Annotated in this window: 12 protein-coding genes and 1 pseudogene; 7 read left to right on the plus strand and 6 right to left on the minus strand. The window is 69.5% G+C overall.

All coding sequences use genetic code 11. The features are described 5' to 3' along the window. The first annotated feature begins 4 nt into the window (after positions 1 to 4). The 4 genes and pseudogenes from IEZ11_RS09230 to IEZ11_RS52390 all read left to right on the plus strand — a co-directional run. Positions 5 to 853 (plus strand): enoyl-CoA hydratase/isomerase family protein, encoded by an 849-nt coding sequence (locus IEZ11_RS09230; protein ID WP_189262123.1) that lies wholly within the window; start codon positions 5 to 7, stop codon positions 851 to 853. Beyond that, entirely contained in the window at positions 846 to 1,991 is a 1,146-nt protein-coding gene (locus IEZ11_RS09235) for a thiolase family protein (protein WP_189262124.1), read from the plus strand. The genes IEZ11_RS09230 and IEZ11_RS09235 overlap by 8 nt, the downstream gene beginning before the upstream one ends. A gap of 136 nt (positions 1,992 to 2,127) precedes the next feature. Then, positions 2,128 to 3,174, plus strand: coding sequence for a LacI family DNA-binding transcriptional regulator (locus IEZ11_RS09240; RefSeq protein WP_189262125.1), 1,047 nt, complete (start codon positions 2,128 to 2,130; stop codon positions 3,172 to 3,174). Positions 3,175 to 3,369: 195 nt separating this feature from the next. Further along, positions 3,370 to 3,636, plus strand: a pseudogene (locus IEZ11_RS52390) (FAD-binding protein); the annotation flags it as partial. Positions 3,637 to 4,334: 698 nt separating this feature from the next. Here IEZ11_RS52390 and IEZ11_RS50655 read toward each other — a convergent pair. Both IEZ11_RS50655 and IEZ11_RS09250 read right to left on the minus strand, forming a co-directional pair. Then, positions 4,335 to 4,715: an ArsR/SmtB family transcription factor gene (locus tag IEZ11_RS50655; protein ID WP_229712906.1), complete on the minus strand. Its 381-nt coding sequence runs from the start codon at positions 4,713 to 4,715 to the stop codon at positions 4,335 to 4,337. Between the two features lie 203 nt (positions 4,716 to 4,918). Further along, on the minus strand, positions 4,919 to 6,037 hold the full coding sequence (locus IEZ11_RS09250) for an ABC transporter substrate-binding protein (protein ID WP_189262127.1): 1,119 nt from the start codon (positions 6,035 to 6,037) through the stop codon (positions 4,919 to 4,921). 370 nt (positions 6,038 to 6,407) lie between these two features. Between IEZ11_RS09250 and IEZ11_RS09255 the strand changes: the two genes are divergently transcribed. Genes IEZ11_RS09255 through IEZ11_RS09265 form a run of 3 tightly spaced genes read left to right on the plus strand, consistent with a single transcriptional unit; the run spans position 6,408 to position 10,011 of the window. Then, positions 6,408 to 8,432: a branched-chain amino acid ABC transporter permease gene (locus tag IEZ11_RS09255; RefSeq protein ID WP_189262128.1), complete on the plus strand. Its 2,025-nt coding sequence runs from the start codon at positions 6,408 to 6,410 to the stop codon at positions 8,430 to 8,432. Next, complete coding sequence (locus IEZ11_RS09260; RefSeq protein ID WP_189262129.1) at positions 8,429 to 9,292, plus strand: ABC transporter ATP-binding protein; 864 nt, start codon at positions 8,429 to 8,431, stop codon at positions 9,290 to 9,292. Before IEZ11_RS09255 ends, IEZ11_RS09260 begins: the two co-directional genes overlap by 4 nt. Then, positions 9,289 to 10,011, plus strand: coding sequence for an ABC transporter ATP-binding protein (locus tag IEZ11_RS09265; RefSeq protein WP_189262130.1), 723 nt, complete (start codon positions 9,289 to 9,291; stop codon positions 10,009 to 10,011). Before IEZ11_RS09260 ends, IEZ11_RS09265 begins: the two co-directional genes overlap by 4 nt. Positions 10,012 to 10,886: 875 nt before the next feature. Here the strand turns inward: IEZ11_RS09265 and IEZ11_RS09270 are convergent. The 4 genes from IEZ11_RS09270 to IEZ11_RS09285 form a co-directional block, all read right to left on the minus strand. Next, positions 10,887 to 11,825 (minus strand): VOC family protein, encoded by a 939-nt coding sequence (locus tag IEZ11_RS09270; RefSeq protein WP_189262131.1) that lies wholly within the window; start codon positions 11,823 to 11,825, stop codon positions 10,887 to 10,889. A 74-nt stretch (positions 11,826 to 11,899) separates the two neighbouring features. Continuing rightward, entirely contained in the window at positions 11,900 to 13,306 is a 1,407-nt protein-coding gene (locus IEZ11_RS09275) for a carboxyl transferase domain-containing protein (protein ID WP_189262132.1), read from the minus strand. Beyond that, positions 13,296 to 13,574 carry a hypothetical protein gene (locus tag IEZ11_RS09280; RefSeq protein WP_189262133.1) on the minus strand — a complete coding sequence of 93 codons (279 nt, stop codon included), beginning with the start codon at positions 13,572 to 13,574 and terminating at the stop codon, positions 13,296 to 13,298. Before IEZ11_RS09280 ends, IEZ11_RS09275 begins: the two co-directional genes overlap by 11 nt. A gap of 93 nt (positions 13,575 to 13,667) precedes the next feature. Next, complete coding sequence (locus IEZ11_RS09285; RefSeq protein WP_189262134.1) at positions 13,668 to 14,837, minus strand: thiolase family protein; 1,170 nt, start codon at positions 14,835 to 14,837, stop codon at positions 13,668 to 13,670. Positions 14,838 to 14,960 lie beyond the last annotated feature (123 nt).

A 14,960-nucleotide genomic window follows, 5' to 3' on the forward strand; every position in this document is an offset into this window, starting at 1 on the left:
CCCTGTGACTGCGTCTGTACTGCTGACCGAGGAGCGAGCGGGAATACGGACCCTGACCTTGAACCGACCGCACCGGAAGAACGCGATCAACCGTGAACTGTGGGAGGCCCTGCGGAGCGAACTCGCTGTCGTGCGCGACGACTCCCGGACCCGGGCGGTGGTGATCACGGGCGCGGGAGACCAGTTCAGTTCCGGTGCCGATCTCTCGGCTGTCGAGGCCGACCTCCATCCGCTGCGACGGATGCGCCCGCTCACCGACGTCGCGCTGATGTTGCACGAACTCCCGGTGCCCACGATCGCCAAGGTGACCGGCGTGGCGGTGGGGGCGGGCTGGAACCTCGCGCTCGGCTGCGACTTCGTCGTCGCGACGCCCGAGTCGAGGTTCTCCCAGATCTTCGCGCGCCGCGGCCTGTCACCCGACTGCGGAGGTTCCTGGCTGCTGCCGAAACTGGCCGGACTGCAACAGGCCAAGCGGCTCGCTCTGCTGGGGGACTTCATCGACGCGCAGGAGGCCAGGTCCCTGAACCTGGTGACCTGGGTGGTACCAGGCCCTGAGATCGACGCCTTCGTGGACCGGTTGGGGGAGCGGCTGGCGCAGGGACCGCCCGTCGCGCTCGCCCAGACCAAGGCACTGCTCAACGAAGGCGCCGACCGCACGCTGCGGGACGCGCTGGCGAGCGAGGGCCGCGCGCAGTCCGCGAATCTCGCCACGACGGACGCCCCCGAGGCGTACGCGGCGTTCCTCGAAAAGCGAGAGCCCCGGTTCACGGGGCGCTGGGCGCCGGGCAGCGACCGGCGCCGATCCGAGTCGTCCATGTCGTCCATTTCGTCCGTGGAGGTTGCCGATGCGTGAAGCCGTCATCGTCGAGGCGGTACGTACCGCCGTGGGCAAACGGCAGGGCGGCCTGTCCGGTTGGCATCCCGTGGATCTCTCGGCCGAGGTCCTCAACGCCCTGGCGCAGCGGTCCGGTGTGGATCCACGGGTCGTGGACGACGTGGTCTGGGGCTGCGTCTCACAGGTCGGGGATCAGTCGAGCAACATCGCGCGCTATGCCGTGCTGGCGGCCGGCTGGCCGGAGACGGTCCCCGGGACGACCGTGAACCGCGCCTGCGGATCCAGCCAGCAGGCCCTTGACTTCGCCGCCCAAGCGGTCATGTCCGGGCAGCAGGACGTCGTGGTCGCCGGGGGAGTGGAGGTGATGAGCCACGTCCCGATGGGTGCGTCGAGGGCGGGCGGTACGCCCTTCGGGCCCCGGGCACTGGAACGCTACGACGGCTTCACCTTCAACCAGGGCCTGTCCGCCGAGAGGATCGCACGGAAGTGGGGCTTCAGCAGGAAGCGACTCGACGAGTACGCCGCACTCTCGCACGCGAGAGCCGCTGCGGCTCAGGACACGGGGGCGTTCGACGCCCAGATCGCGCCGGTCACCAGGGACGGGGCCACCGTCTCGGCCGACGAGGGGGTGCGGCGCGGCACGTCCGTGGAGACGCTGGCCGCACTCAAGCCCGCCTTCCTCGACGACGGTCTGATTCACGCGGGCAACTCGTCACCGATCACCGACGGAGCGGCCGCGCTGCTCGTGACCACCCCCGACAAGGCGCGAGAACTCGGCCTCACTCCCATCGTGCGCTACCGCGGCGGTGCGGTCGTGGGCTCCGACCCGGTACTCATGCTCACCGGACCCATCCCGGCGACCGAGCGGGTGCTGCGCAAGACCGGTGTACGCCTTGACGAGGTAGGGGTGTTCGAGGTGAACGAGGCGTTCGCCCCGATCCCGCTGGCCTGGCTGGCGGAGACCGGGGCGGAGCCCGCCCTGGTGAACCCCCTCGGCGGAGCGATAGCGCTCGGTCACCCGCTGGGCGCCACCGGCGCGATCCTCATGACGCGCATGGTGCACCACATGCGTGCCCAGGGGATCCGATACGGCCTTCAGACGATGTGCGAAGGAGGCGGCTCGGCGAACGCCACACTCGTCGAACTCCTGGCATGAGCGTCCCACGACCAGTGGCGGCCCGAACGCAGCGTGCACCTCCTGATTCCCGCGCCCTGCTGGGCACGAGTACCTTCTGGCAGGGTTGTCCGCATGCGATAGCCTGCTCGACCGACGCTGCGAGCCAGGAGGTGGCATGCCGACCGCGGGGCGCCCGACGGACACGGCCGCCGGGGACCGAGCCCGGTCGGCGACGAGCGCCGACGTGGCACGGCACGCCGGGGTCTCCCGGGCGACGGTGAGCCACGTCCTCAACGGCCAGGTCGAACGGTTCCTTCCGGAGACCGTCGACAAGGTCCGCCAGGCCGCCGCTGAACTCGGATACGTCCGCTCGGCCGCCGGACGGGCTCTGGCGATGGGGCGCAGCGACTTCGTCATCCTGGTGGCACCGCCCACGACGCTGACCAACCTCCAGGACATAGTCGACCTGGTCTCGGGGGACCTGGAGAAGCTCGGCTTCACCGTCGTAGTGCATGTCAGCCGGGCCGAGAGCGCCCAAGTCACCTCCACGCGCCTGCACAACCTCGTGGAGGCGTTGCGGCCGGCAGGACTCGTCGACCTCGGCTCGCTCTCCGAGGACGAGTTGCTGAAGTTCCAGCACACCGGATGTCCGGTCATCTCCCCGACGATCGGCACGGGCGGCCCGCGGACGGCGCGGGACGACCTCAACGCGTCGATCGGCCGTGTCCAGGCCCGCCACCTTCACCGGCGGGGCTACCGGGAGATCGTCTACGCGTTCGAGGCCGGGCACCGCGACGCCACCTGGGGCCGGGAACGGATGGGTGGCGTGATGGATGTCTGCGAGCGCCGTGGACTGACCAAGCCGGCGTACTTCGACGTTCCGCTCGAACCGGGCGGTGCTCGGGCGGCGCTCGCGGCCGTGCTCCGTGGGCGGGTGACTCCCCTGGGAATCGCCTGCTACAGCGACGAGGTGGCCGTCGCCCTGGTGTTCGGGGCCGCGAGCACCGGGGTGCACGTACCCCGGGACGTAGGGATCATCGGAACCTACAGCGGCCCGGTCGGCCAGATCGTGTCGCCACGCCTGACCAGCGTGTACGTGGACTTGCGGGTGTCGCTCAGCGGGATACGAACGGCGATCGCGGAGACCTACGGCGGGATCCTCCCGCCCGTGTTGCCCGCTGAGGCGAGGGTGATCTCCGTGGTGGAGGGCGAGACGGCCTGAGTCGGGTCAACTGCCCGGCCCAGCCCCGGACTCTGTGTGCCGTCAGACAGAACCAACGGCTTGCTCCAGTATCCGTCAAGGCCATTGACGCGCGTCACCGTTCTTCGTACGGTCGTGCCGTCGGGTTAACCGGATTGAAATCCCGTTGCCGTGGATCCACTTCAGCGGGGCAGCCACTGGCGAGGAGGCTCGTGTATGTCGCCTGCTGGGCACATCGACGTGGTGGTGATCGGCTTCGGTGTGGCCGGAGCCACCGCTGCGTGCGAGGCGGCCCGTGCGGGCGCACGCGTTCTCGTCCTCGACGGCAGGGGCTCCAGTACCCGTCTCCGCTCCACGCTGGCCGTGCTTGGCCGGTTCCCGAGCCTCCCAGGCCTGCCCCCTGGGCCTCGGGCGGGAGTCTGGTCGGCTCGGGCCGCGGCTCTGGCGGCAGGCGCGAAGGTATGTGCGCCGGCCAAGGTCTGTGAACTCCACGTCGACGGCGGTCGCGTCTGCGGTGTCGGGTACACCGCCCTGGAGAACTCCGCGGGTCCGGAACTGGCACACTCCTGCCTGACGCGCCTGGCGGACCGATTCCAGGGGCGTCTGGGGGGACTCGGAGATGCCGTCGGCGAGCGGGCCGACGCCGTTTGGGAGCGGGCCTCGACGGTGGGATCCAGCATGTGCTCGTCCGTGGTCCTGGCCGTCGGTCCGGAGCACTGGGAGTTCGTGGGATCCGCCGCCTGGGCATCCGTCAGGGCCGCCGAGTGCGTGGCTTGGGACCGGGGCGGCCCGGAGCGGCCCGACACGCTGTCAACAGGAGGCGTTGCAGCGGACTTTCCGCCCTTCGCCGGTAAAGAGCTGCGGGTGCGTCTGTGGTGCGCGTCGCAGGCAGGCGGCATTCGCGCGGCGGGTGGGCAGGAGCTGCTCCATGTCGGCGAGGAGACCGGAGAGGTACTCATCGGTGAGGGGCACCGGGTGCCTGGTCTGTACTCGGCGGTGCTCGACGAGTACGCCGAAGGCCCCTCGTCCGAGAGGGAGGCAGCGAGCAGGAAGGCCGCCGCGGGCCGACGGGCCGGGCTTGCCGCCGCGCGCTGCGCACGCGAGCTACGGCCGCAGCTCGTCGAGGGCTGGCCCGGGGAGCGGTCCGGCGCGGCGCCGTGGCCTCTGGCGCGGGCGGCGGGTTACCAGGTGAGCAGAGCCGTCTGTTGCGACGCCTCGTCGCCGGCGGCCGGCTCCGACTCCGGCGCGGGGCGGGGCGTCGGCGCCTCCCCGACCGGACGCGGTCCCGGGGCCATGGTCCACAGCTCGTCCATGAGGCTGCGCAGAGCGTCCCGGCGGAGGGCGTAGAAGTAGTTGCGGCCCCGCTTGCGCACTTCGATCAGCCCGGCCTGCGCAAGGATCTTGGTGTGATAGGAGATCGTCGGCTTGGACACGGGCAGGGTGTCTTCAAGGAGGCTGCAGGCCAGTTCGTCCTGCTCGGCGATCTGCTGGATGATGCTCCAGCGGATCGGGTCACCGAGAGCCTTGAATCCTTCGGGCGCGGCGATTTCCTCGCGAGACATGGCGTCCCCTCCCACCAAAATTCGGTAATCAAACAATTTTAAATCTGACCAGACACGCCCCCCAATCTACGGCAAGACGATCGTTCGGGCACAGCCCACGTGATGATGCCGCGCACATTCGGGTGCGGCCCGGTGGTGGGGCCGCGGCTGAGCAGGACGTTCCGGCCCGGAGGAAGCAGTCGCCACCGGGCCGGACGACCCCGTCACTTCGCGTCAACGGCTTCGCCGCACAAGGGCGTGGCCCCCGGCACGGGCACGAAGGCCTTGCCGGTCAGCTTGACGTAGTACAGACACTGCTTCTTCGCCTTGACCGTGGTGAAGTCGACGGGTTCGGGATAGAGGCCCTCGGCGTTCCAGCCGGTGTCCTTGCGCAGATCGGAGATGAACTTCTCCTGCGAGGTGCTGCAACCGGCGACCTCCAGACCGTGGAGATACAGATCGGCCGCCAGCCAGCCCTGCTGCTCGGCGAAGCTGGGGATCCCGGTCTTGGAGCCGGCGTACTTCCGCAGAGCCTGCGACAGCTGCTCGGTGGCCTTGCTCTTCATCTCGTTGGGCGTGATCAGTGTGGTGAAGCTGGCGCTCTGGCCCGCCTGCACGGCCGGAGCGGACTCCAGCAGGTCCTTCCCGTACCCGGTCGCCAGCACGGCGGCTTTGAGGTGGTAGCCGGCCTGGCGAAGCCCTGACAGGACGGCGAAGGAGGTGTCCGGGTTGATGGACAGCTGCAGGACGTCGGCGTGGGAGTGGATGACGCCCAGCACGAGCGCGCCGACGTCGGTGCTTCCGAACGGCACGCTGTTGTTGACGTAGCCCGTCCGCAGACCGGCGGCCCTGGCCGAGGCCAAGGCGTTCTTGAGACCCTGCTGCGACGCGGCGTTGTTGTAGGCGATACCTGCCGCCACGGTGCCGCCCTGTTCGGCGAGGTAGGCACCCGAAGTCGTGTACACGCCGTCGGGATCGGGGACCGGGCCGTCGGGGAAGAGGTTGTTCTTCGTGTCCTTCCACTCCTTGGCGCCGTCGAAGGCGCCGCCGACGACCGGCACGCTTCTGCCCTGGGTCGTCAGCCAGGGAGAGGCTCCGTAGAAGAAGGGCGTGATGGTCAGGACGGTCTGCACCTGATCCTGTCCCACGAGCTTCTGGGCGGCGGCCAGCGCCCCCTGGGGACTCGACGTGTCGTCAGCCGTGACGACCTTGAAGTCAAGCTTCTTCGCGCACCTGCCACCCTCGGCCCTGTACGCCTCGAACCGGGCGCGCACGGCGTCCGGGGCCGCGGCGAACGTGGCGCTGGTCGCACCACTCAGGGTCGTCAGGACGCCTACCTTCACGGTGCCGTCCCCGGAGCCGGCGTCAGCGGCTCCGCACGCGGATGCGAAAAGGGCGACCGCGGACGCCGCACCCATCGCTGCCAAGGCCTTGCTGCGCATAGGGCATCGCTCCCCGGTGTGAAAAGTATGGAACAATCGAACTATCCGTTGGGCGTACGATGCAGCATCGAGGCACCCGTGTCACCATCTCGACCCGATTTTTCGGCTTTGGTGAGCACTTCTGTCGTTGGAGCCGGGGCACCTCGGATCAAAAACACTTCGAGGTATTGACGGGTATTGCAGGTCTGCAGGACGCTGCGGGTGTCCTACGGCGCGCCGCGGCGCGGTCCGCCGTCTCTTCCGAGTCAACCCCGGCCCTCTGGAGTGCCCTGTGCTCTCGTATGTCCTCGCCGGCCTAGCCCTCGGAGCCGTCTACGCCGTGGCAGCGGGCTCACTCGTCATCACCTACGTCGCTTCGGGGGTCTTCAACCTGGCGTTCGCGGCGATGGCCTTCACGGTCGCGCGCTTCTACTACTTCCTGAACACCGAGCAGGGCTGGGCGATCCCGCCGGCGGCCGTCGTCTCGCTGATGATCTTCGCTCCCGTGTTCGGAGCGCTCCTGTATGCCGTTCTCTTCCGGCACCTGCGACTTCGTTCGACGCTGGTCAAGCTCATGGCCACGGTGGGGCTCTCCGTGGCTCTGCCGCCACTGGTCCAGCTGGTCCTCGGACATCTGACCAACGTCACGGCACCCGCCCTGGCCCCGAGGCCCTTGGCGGTGTTCCACCCGTTCGGCGCGGTGCTCAACGCCGACCAACTGGCCACGTACATCGGCCTGGCCGTGGTGCTGGTCGTCGGCGTCGGTGTGCTGCGTTTCACCGAAGTCGGTCTGAGGGTGCGGGCGTTGGTCGACTCCGAGGCGCTCACCAGCCTGAGCGGCACGAACCCCGGCCGCGTGTCTCTGGGCGTGTGGGCGGTGAGCGGCACCCTGGCCGGCCTGGCCGGGATACTCGTGGCGCCCACCTCCGGACTGTCCGCGGAGGGCATGACCTACATGATGTCCGCCGCGTTCGCGGCCGTCATCGCGGCACGGCTGCGGAGCCTTGCCGTGGCCGTCGTGGTGGCGCTCACCATGGGCGTCGTCACCGACGTCGTACAGAAGTACCTGGACCCGTCGAGTTCGTTCACCGCTGCGGTGATCCCCAGCGTTCCCTTCGCCTTCATGCTGGTCTTCCTCCTGTACTACGCGGTGCGCGGCGAAGCCGGGGACGCGGTCGCGGGCGGGGCACTCGACCGGGCCATCAGTCCGCAGGGCGGCGATCCGTCACTGATGCGGACGGCGGCGGTACCGCAGGGCAGGATCAGCTCATCGAGCATCGGGACCCTCGCGGTGGTGGTCGTGATCGCTGTGGTTCCGGCCGGTCTCGACCGCTACTGGGCCGGGCTGGTAGCCGCCGGCATCGCGGCCGCCATAGCGCTGCTGTCCTACACGCTGGTCACCGGCGAGGGCGCAATGGTGTGGCTCAGCCAGATCACCTTCGCGGGCGTGGGCGCGGTCGTGGCCGCCGAACTCGTGGACCGCTGGAGCTGGCCGCCGTTGCTCGCGGTGTTCCTCGGCTCGGTGCTCGTCGTTCCGGTCGGCGTCCTTCTGGGACTGCTGACCATCCGGCTGGGCGACCTTTACGTGGCCCTCGTGACCCTCACCTTCGGGTCCTTGGTGCAGACCCTCGTCCTCACGCAGGACCCGTTCTACGACTTCGGGTCCGGACAACCGATGGAACGCCCGTCGTTCGCCCAGGACAACCAGGTCTTCGCCTACCTGGCGCTCGCGGTGTTCCTGCTCGTCGGCCTGGTCATCCTCAACGTCCGGCGGTCGACCGCGGGGCTGGCGGTGGCCGCGGTCCGCTGGAGCGAGAACGGCGCGAAGACCCTGGGTATCAGCGTGATCCAGACCAAGGTGCTCCTCTCCGCTCTCGCGACCTACATCGCCGCGCTGGGCGGCGGCTTCCTGGCGATGAACTTCCGGTACACCCTGCCGGATTCGTTCCATCCCTCCCTGGGCCTGGTCTGGCTCGCCGTCCTGGTCACCATGGGGTCGCGTTCGATCGTCGCGGCGCTGATCGCCGGCGTCGTGCTGTACGTGATGCCGGGCATTTTCGCGAGCTATCTGCCGGACAAGTTCGCCGACGTGCCGACCATTCTGTTCGGACTGGGAGCGATCGGTCTCGCCACGCATCCTGAGGGAGTCGTGGCGCAGACCGGCGCCAACCTGGCCAGGCTCTTCACACGGCGGCCAGGGTGGGCCGGGACCGCTGCCACGACGCTGACCGCCCCGCCGGACCCCGCGGAAGCCGCACCCCACGACAGGTCCGCGCGCGGTGAGGTCCAGCAACTGCCCACAGGAGGCCAGCCATGACCGCGACGTCCCGCACCGGGCCGACGTCCTCGGCGTCGACGACGGCACCGAGACTGGAGGCCCGGCACCTCACCGTCCGGTTCGGCGGCCTGATCGCACTCCGCGACGTCTGCCTGCAGGTTCCCGCGCACTCGATCACCGGCCTGCTCGGGCCGAACGGCGCGGGGAAGAGCACGCTGTTCGCAGTGGTCTCGGGACTGCTGAGACCGACTGCCGGAAGCGTTCTGATGGACGGCCGGGACGTCACTCGGACGAGCCCGCAGAAACGGGCGGGCCTCGGCCTTGCCCGCACCTTCCAGCATCCTGAGCTCTTCTCGTCCCTCACGGTGCGGGAACACGTCGAACTGGCTCACCGGATCAGGCACGCCAAGCGGCGCCTCTGGAGCGACCTGATCACCGGTCGGGGTTTTCTGCCCCAGCCGGCCGAGGAGAAGAGCCGGGTGGACGAACTGGTCGGAGCCCTGGGGCTGACCTCCGTCCAGCACCGTTCCGTGACCGGACTCCCGCTGGGCACCGCCCGCCTGCTGGAAGTGGCCCGCGCGCTCGCGGTCGACCCCGGGGTCCTGCTGCTCGACGAGCCCTCGTCGGGCCTCGATCCCCGGGAGACCGAGGAACTGGCCGGGACGCTCCGGCGCGTTGTCAGCGACCACGGTGTCTCCCTGCTCATGGTGGAACACGACGTCGAACTGGTCCTGGGCATGAGCGACTTCGTCCACGTACTGGATTTCGGCGTCAAGATCGCCGAAGGAACCCCGGCGCAGATTCGCGCCGACCCGGCTGTCCGGGCTGCCTACCTCGGTGAGGAGATCGCACCCACCGACTTCCGGCGACCGGTCACGGAACAGGGAGAACCGGCATGAGTACCGACGCGCCTCTGCTCCGCGTCAAGGATCTCGCCGTGCGATACGGCTCCGCCCAAGCACTTTTCGACGTGTCCTTCGACCTGTCGCCGAACAGCGCGCTCGCCGTCCTGGGGCCGAACGGAGCGGGGAAGACCACGCTTGCCCGAACCCTGTCCGGCCTCGTGCCCTCGTGCGGTGGCTCCGCCGAGTTCGCCGGTCAGGATCTGCTGAAACTGACGGCTCCCCGGGTCCGCCGGGCGGGCCTGCTACACCTTCCGGAGGGGCGCGGGGTGTTTCCCGGGCTGACGGTCCAGGAGAACCTGCGCATGGCACTCACCGCGGACAAACAGGCCAGGAACCCCGGGTTGGAGCGGGCATTCGAGATCTTCCCGGTCCTCGCGGAGCGCCGACGGCAGCCCGCGGGCACGCTGTCGGGCGGTGAGCAGCAGATGCTGTCCCTCGCTCGCGCCCTGATGGTCAGTCCCCGGCTGGTGATCGCCGACGAGATGTCCCTGGGTTTGTCGCCCAAGGCGGTCGACATCGTCTTCGCCAGCCTTGCCCGCGCCCGCGACAACGGGGTTTCGGTGATCATGATCGAGCAGTTCGCGAGGCGTGCCCTGGACTTCGCCGACCAGGGGCTGATCCTGCACCGCGGCCGTTCGAGCTGGTCCGGTCCTGCGCAAGAGGCGGGCGAAGAACTGCTGCACCGCTACCTCGGTGGGGCCGCCGCTGCCTGAGCCGTGCCCCATCCATGTGCCCCGATCGTTGCGGCTACCGGGGCCCGTTCTGGTTCATGTTCGGATACGCCGTCGTGGCGGCACTGATCGCAGTACCGTTGCTCCCCGCGACACCACCTCGTTACCAGGGGCGTATCGATCTCTTCGGGGCGTCACTGCTGGCGATCGGCCTGGGCGTGTTCCTGTCGGCCGTCAGCGAGGGCGGTGTCCGTCTTCCCGTACGCCGTGCCGCAGACGCTGGAATCCCCGGCCGTAGCGGGGACCGACCACGCCTTCGGCCTCAGCCTGCTGCAGGCGGGCCTGGTGACGCTGCCTCAGGGGGTGGCGGCCATGGTCGCAGGCCCGCTCGGGGGCTGGGCCGCCCGCGGCCGGGCGCCTCGACTCGTCATGGCCGCAGGTCTCCTGACGGCTGCGGTGAGCATGGCGCTCCTCGCCCTGATGCGTCGTCATCTCTACGAGTACGCACTCATCGGTGCCGTCGAGGGGATCGGTTCCGGGTTCTGCTTCTCCGCCCCGTCCCATCTCGTCATCGCAGCCACCGCGCCTTCGGAGATGGGGTGGCGTCCGGCATGGCGTTCACGGCCCAGAGCGTCGCAGGTGCCGTCTGCACCACGGTGGCCGGTACCGTGCTCGCCCGCCATGTGCTGTCCGCCGACGCCCGCACCGTGCTCTTCACGGGGCACGGCCGTGCGCTGGTCTTCTGGATCGCCGGTGGTCGCAGCGCGGTGGCGGCGGCCGTCGCCCTTCTCATGCGGCACGGCCGGCAGCCCGCCGGTGAGGTGGCCGTCTGCCTCCGCACGGGCAGGTTCCTGCCGTACCGGCATGAAGCGCGGGACGGGACGGATCTGCCCCTCGTCCGACGGCGAGTGGAGCTGTCAGCAGGCCGCGAACGGGTCCTTCTCGATCCCCTCCGAGCTCAGAAAGACCGGGACTCCGAAGCAGTCTTCTGCGTCCGAGACGATCAGGCTGTCCCGGAGCCGAGTGGTCCGCACCTTGTTCCTGTTCAGCCATGCCTCGGCGGAGTCGATGTTCCGGACGAGGAAGCGGAGTCCGTAGATCATGTTTCCCCACCGGGTCACATGGCGGCCGAGGGCGGACTCCGCGGCCTGTGGCTGTGCGATCTGCAGAAGACAGTCGCCGAGCTGCAGGGTCTGGTAATCCGCCCGCAGATCGTGGTCCGTGCCGCGCGCGACGGGGATTGCCTGGAAGACATCGACGTATGTTTTCACGGCGGCCTCCAGATCCGTCACTCCCAGGATGACGTAGGAGAAGCGCTCGATGGAGAGGGGGTGGTCGCGCCACATCCGGGCCAGCGACGACCATGTCTCCAGGTCGCGCGGGTCCTTGGGCATGTCGAGTCGGCTGAGTTCTACCAGGAGACCCGCCGTGTCCCGAGGGCTCGGGAAACAGTAGAGAGTCTCCGGGTCCGCCGCGGCCAGCCGGCCACCGCCGGGCCGGCCCACGTAGATGCCCTTTTCGAGCAGGCGGCTGGTGAGTCCGGGAAGATCGTCCACCTTGTAGCCCACCGAGTGCAGGTGACGACCGAACTTCGTGTAGAACCTGCCCACGGGAAGAGCGGGGTCGGCCGGCATCCTCGGTGCCATGGTCTCGATGCAGAGGTCACCGATCATGAGAAGGGTGGCATAGCGGTCCTCCACCGGAAGGTAGTTGGGCTCATCGACGCCCATGTAGACGAAGGCGCCGAACACCCGCTCGTAGAACTCCCGCAGTTCCTGGGCGTCCTCGCTCATGTGGACGACGTGGACCATCTGGCCCAGACCGTGGTCTCCGGTCACCTTGACCTGCTTCTTCACCGTGGCTCCTTACACATATCCGGGCTTCGTGGACCGAGGGCCGAACGGCCGCGGAGTTCCGCGGCACAGCCATGTCAGTCGGTGAGCGCCTTGGCGGTCGCCCGTGCGGCACGGTCGCCGCGGGCGCCGACCCGTGCATGGGACAGCGCGTCGGTCACCGCGGTGCGCACCGCGGTCACGTTCTCCGGGAGCACTTGGTCCACGACCCCCAGCGTCAGCAACTCGGCCGGGCGCATACGGAACGCCGACGTGAGATCCGGCGCCCGCGTCGCGTCGCGATAGAGCACGGCCGAGCCCGCCTCGGGGCCGATCACGGAGAACACCGATCCGTCCAGCATCAGCAGCCGGTCGGTGTGGGCCAGGGCGACGGCGCCACCGCTGCCGCCCTCACCCACCACCAGGCACACGCTCGGCGTGGGCAACTCGGCGAGGGAGAGCAGCGTTCGGGCGATCTCGCCCGCAACACCGCCCGCCTCCGATTCCGGAGCCGGGTCCGCGCCGGGTGTGTCCACGAGGGTGAGAACCGGTAGTCCCAGCTTTCCTGCGAGCCGGATCGCCCGCTGGGCCACCCGGTAGGCGGCCGGGCCAGGGGCTCCGGTACGCATACGACCCGCGTACCGGTCCATCGCGACGACCACGACACGGTGACCGTCGATGGTGCCCAGGCCGGCCCGGACGGACGGGTCGGCACCGGCGATCTCCAGCCAGGTGTCAGTGAGCCGGGCGGCCCATTCGAGGCCCGACGGGCGCCACGCCGAGCGGGTGTGCAACAGGTGCTCATAAGGTGTGTCGCACCGAGAGCTGCCGCCCGGCACGGCCGGGCGGCCGTGCGGAACGGCCAGCGGCTCCCAGGGGCGTGCGCCGATGACGGAGGCCAGCCAGGCCCAGGTCCGGGTCGGCCGGACCAGCGCGTCGACCAGACCGTGACGCAGGGCGGACTCGGCGGTGTGCGAGGGCGGCGACGGGTACGCGCCGGTCACCTGTGCCACCACTCGTGGGCCGCCGAAGCCGATGGTGGCCCCCGGTTCGGCCGCTCTCAGATCGGTGAGGCTCACGAAGGAGGCGAAGACGCCGCCGGTCGTGGGAGAGCGGAGGTGGGCCGCGGACAGCAGTCCGGCGGAGGAGTGCCTGGCCTGGGCTGCCACGGTCCGGGGCATCTGCAGCAGGGCGAGCATGCCTTCCTGCAGCCGCGCACCGCCGCTGGACACCGTGACCACCACCGGCGCGCCCAGCGAGGTGGCCCGGTCGAAGGCGCGCACGACGCGCTCGCCGGCGACGCAGCCCATCGTCCCGCCGTAGCGGCCGAAGTCGCAGTCGATCCAAGCCGTCTTCATACCGGCGAGGTTGACCAGGGCCGTACGGACCGATTCCTCGGTACTCTCGGGCGGGACATATCCACGGAACCGGAGGGGATCCGCGGAGCGGAGACCGTCCTCCCATGCTTCGAGGACGGTCGCCTCGTCCGGCGTGTCAGTTGCCATGGTGGTGGAGACCCCGGCCGGGTTCGAGGCCGCGCCGTGCGTACCGGTCGAGCAGCAGTGACGGGACAGTGCGGCGGCCCTCGTGTACCACCGCCACGACGTGGCCGGTCCCGGAGGCGATGCCCGGAGTGGCACTCCGGTACAAGTCAGCTGCCTGCTCCGCCTGTTGCACGGTGATCCTGTCCTGGAACGGTTTCCCCTCGGTGAGCTGACCGAATCCGCCGCCCCTCGTGCCGCAGCCGACGACGGCGACTCTCTTGACACGCATGCGATGTCTCCTCGACCGACCTGGACGACGATGCCCACCGCGACGGCGGACGCCGCTTCGGGTAGCGGGGGCAGGCCATGGGGGAAGAAACGATCAGTCGACCTCGATGACGACGGCGCCGCCCTGGCCACCGCCCGCGCACATCGTGGCCATTCCCACGCCGCCCCCGCGCCGCCGGAGTTCGTGGACCAGGGTCGTCAGCATCCGTGCTCCGGTCGCGGCGATGGGGTGGCCCAGACTGCAGCCGCTGCCATGGACGTTGACCCGCTCCTCGTCCAGCCCCAGTACGTCGCAGGTCGCCACCGGTACCGAGGCGAACGCCTCGTTGACCTCCCACAGGTCGATCTCGGCGGGGGTGAGGCCGGCCCGGTCCAGCGCCTTCACGGCCGCATCGATGGCCCCGACCCCGGTGACGCGGGGCTGCACGCCCGTAGCCGCCCACGCACGCACAGTCCCCAGGGGGGTGAGTCCCTCGGCGCGGGCCAGAGCATCGGAGACGACGGCCAGGGCCGCTGCTCCGTCATTGGCTCCGCTGGCATTGCCCGCGGTGATGGAGAAGCCCGGGATGTCGGGACGCAGGGGCGGCAGAGCGGCCACTTTCTCCATCGACGTGGTGGGCCGCGGGTGCTCATCCGCCGAGAACTCCATGACGGAACCGTCCCGGCGCGTCACCTTGATCGGTGCCAGTTCATCGGTGAAGGCGCCGGCCTGCGTCGCGGCGACGGCGCGACGGTGCGAACGGACCGCCCAGGCATCCATCCGCTCGCGGGATATTCGGTACTTCTGCGCCACGTTCCAGCCGACGGTGAGCGATGTGTCGTCGTTGGCGTCATCGGTGTAGGGGAAGGTCGGTGCCGAGCGGATCTCTGTCGACTCGGTTCCTGGTATGCGCCATTGGACCTTCGGGGAGAGGGAGGTCGACTGGACGCCGCCGGCCACGACGGCCCGGTCCATACCCGCCCGGATGCTGCCCGCAGCCATGGCCACGGCGGTCAGACTGCCGGCGCAGTGCCGGTTGACGGCGACACCGGGAGCCTGCGTCATGCCGACGGCGACGGCGGCGTAGCGCGCGAGGTCGCCGCCGCCGTACATGGACTCCGCGAGCACCACGTCCTCGAAGCGGTCCGCTTCCAGGCCCGAGCGGCGGACCGCCTCCCGGAGGATGTGCGTCGCCAGTTCCTCTCCGGAGGTTTCTGTCAGGGTTCCTTTACGGGCCGTCCCGATCGGCGTGCGCACCGCACTGACGATCACCGCTTCCGGCACCGGATCACCTCACTGTGTCGACGGATCCCGCGGGTGGGTGCCCCGGGGCGACCAAGGTGCCGCCAGAGTACGCCATCCGAAATACGTATGTAAATCCATCGAACTAAATTATTCGATGTTCAT

It is taken from the genome of Streptomyces fuscichromogenes, assembly GCF_014645815.1.
GTDB classification, from domain to species: Bacteria; Actinomycetota; Actinomycetes; order Streptomycetales; family Streptomycetaceae; genus Streptomyces; species Streptomyces fuscichromogenes.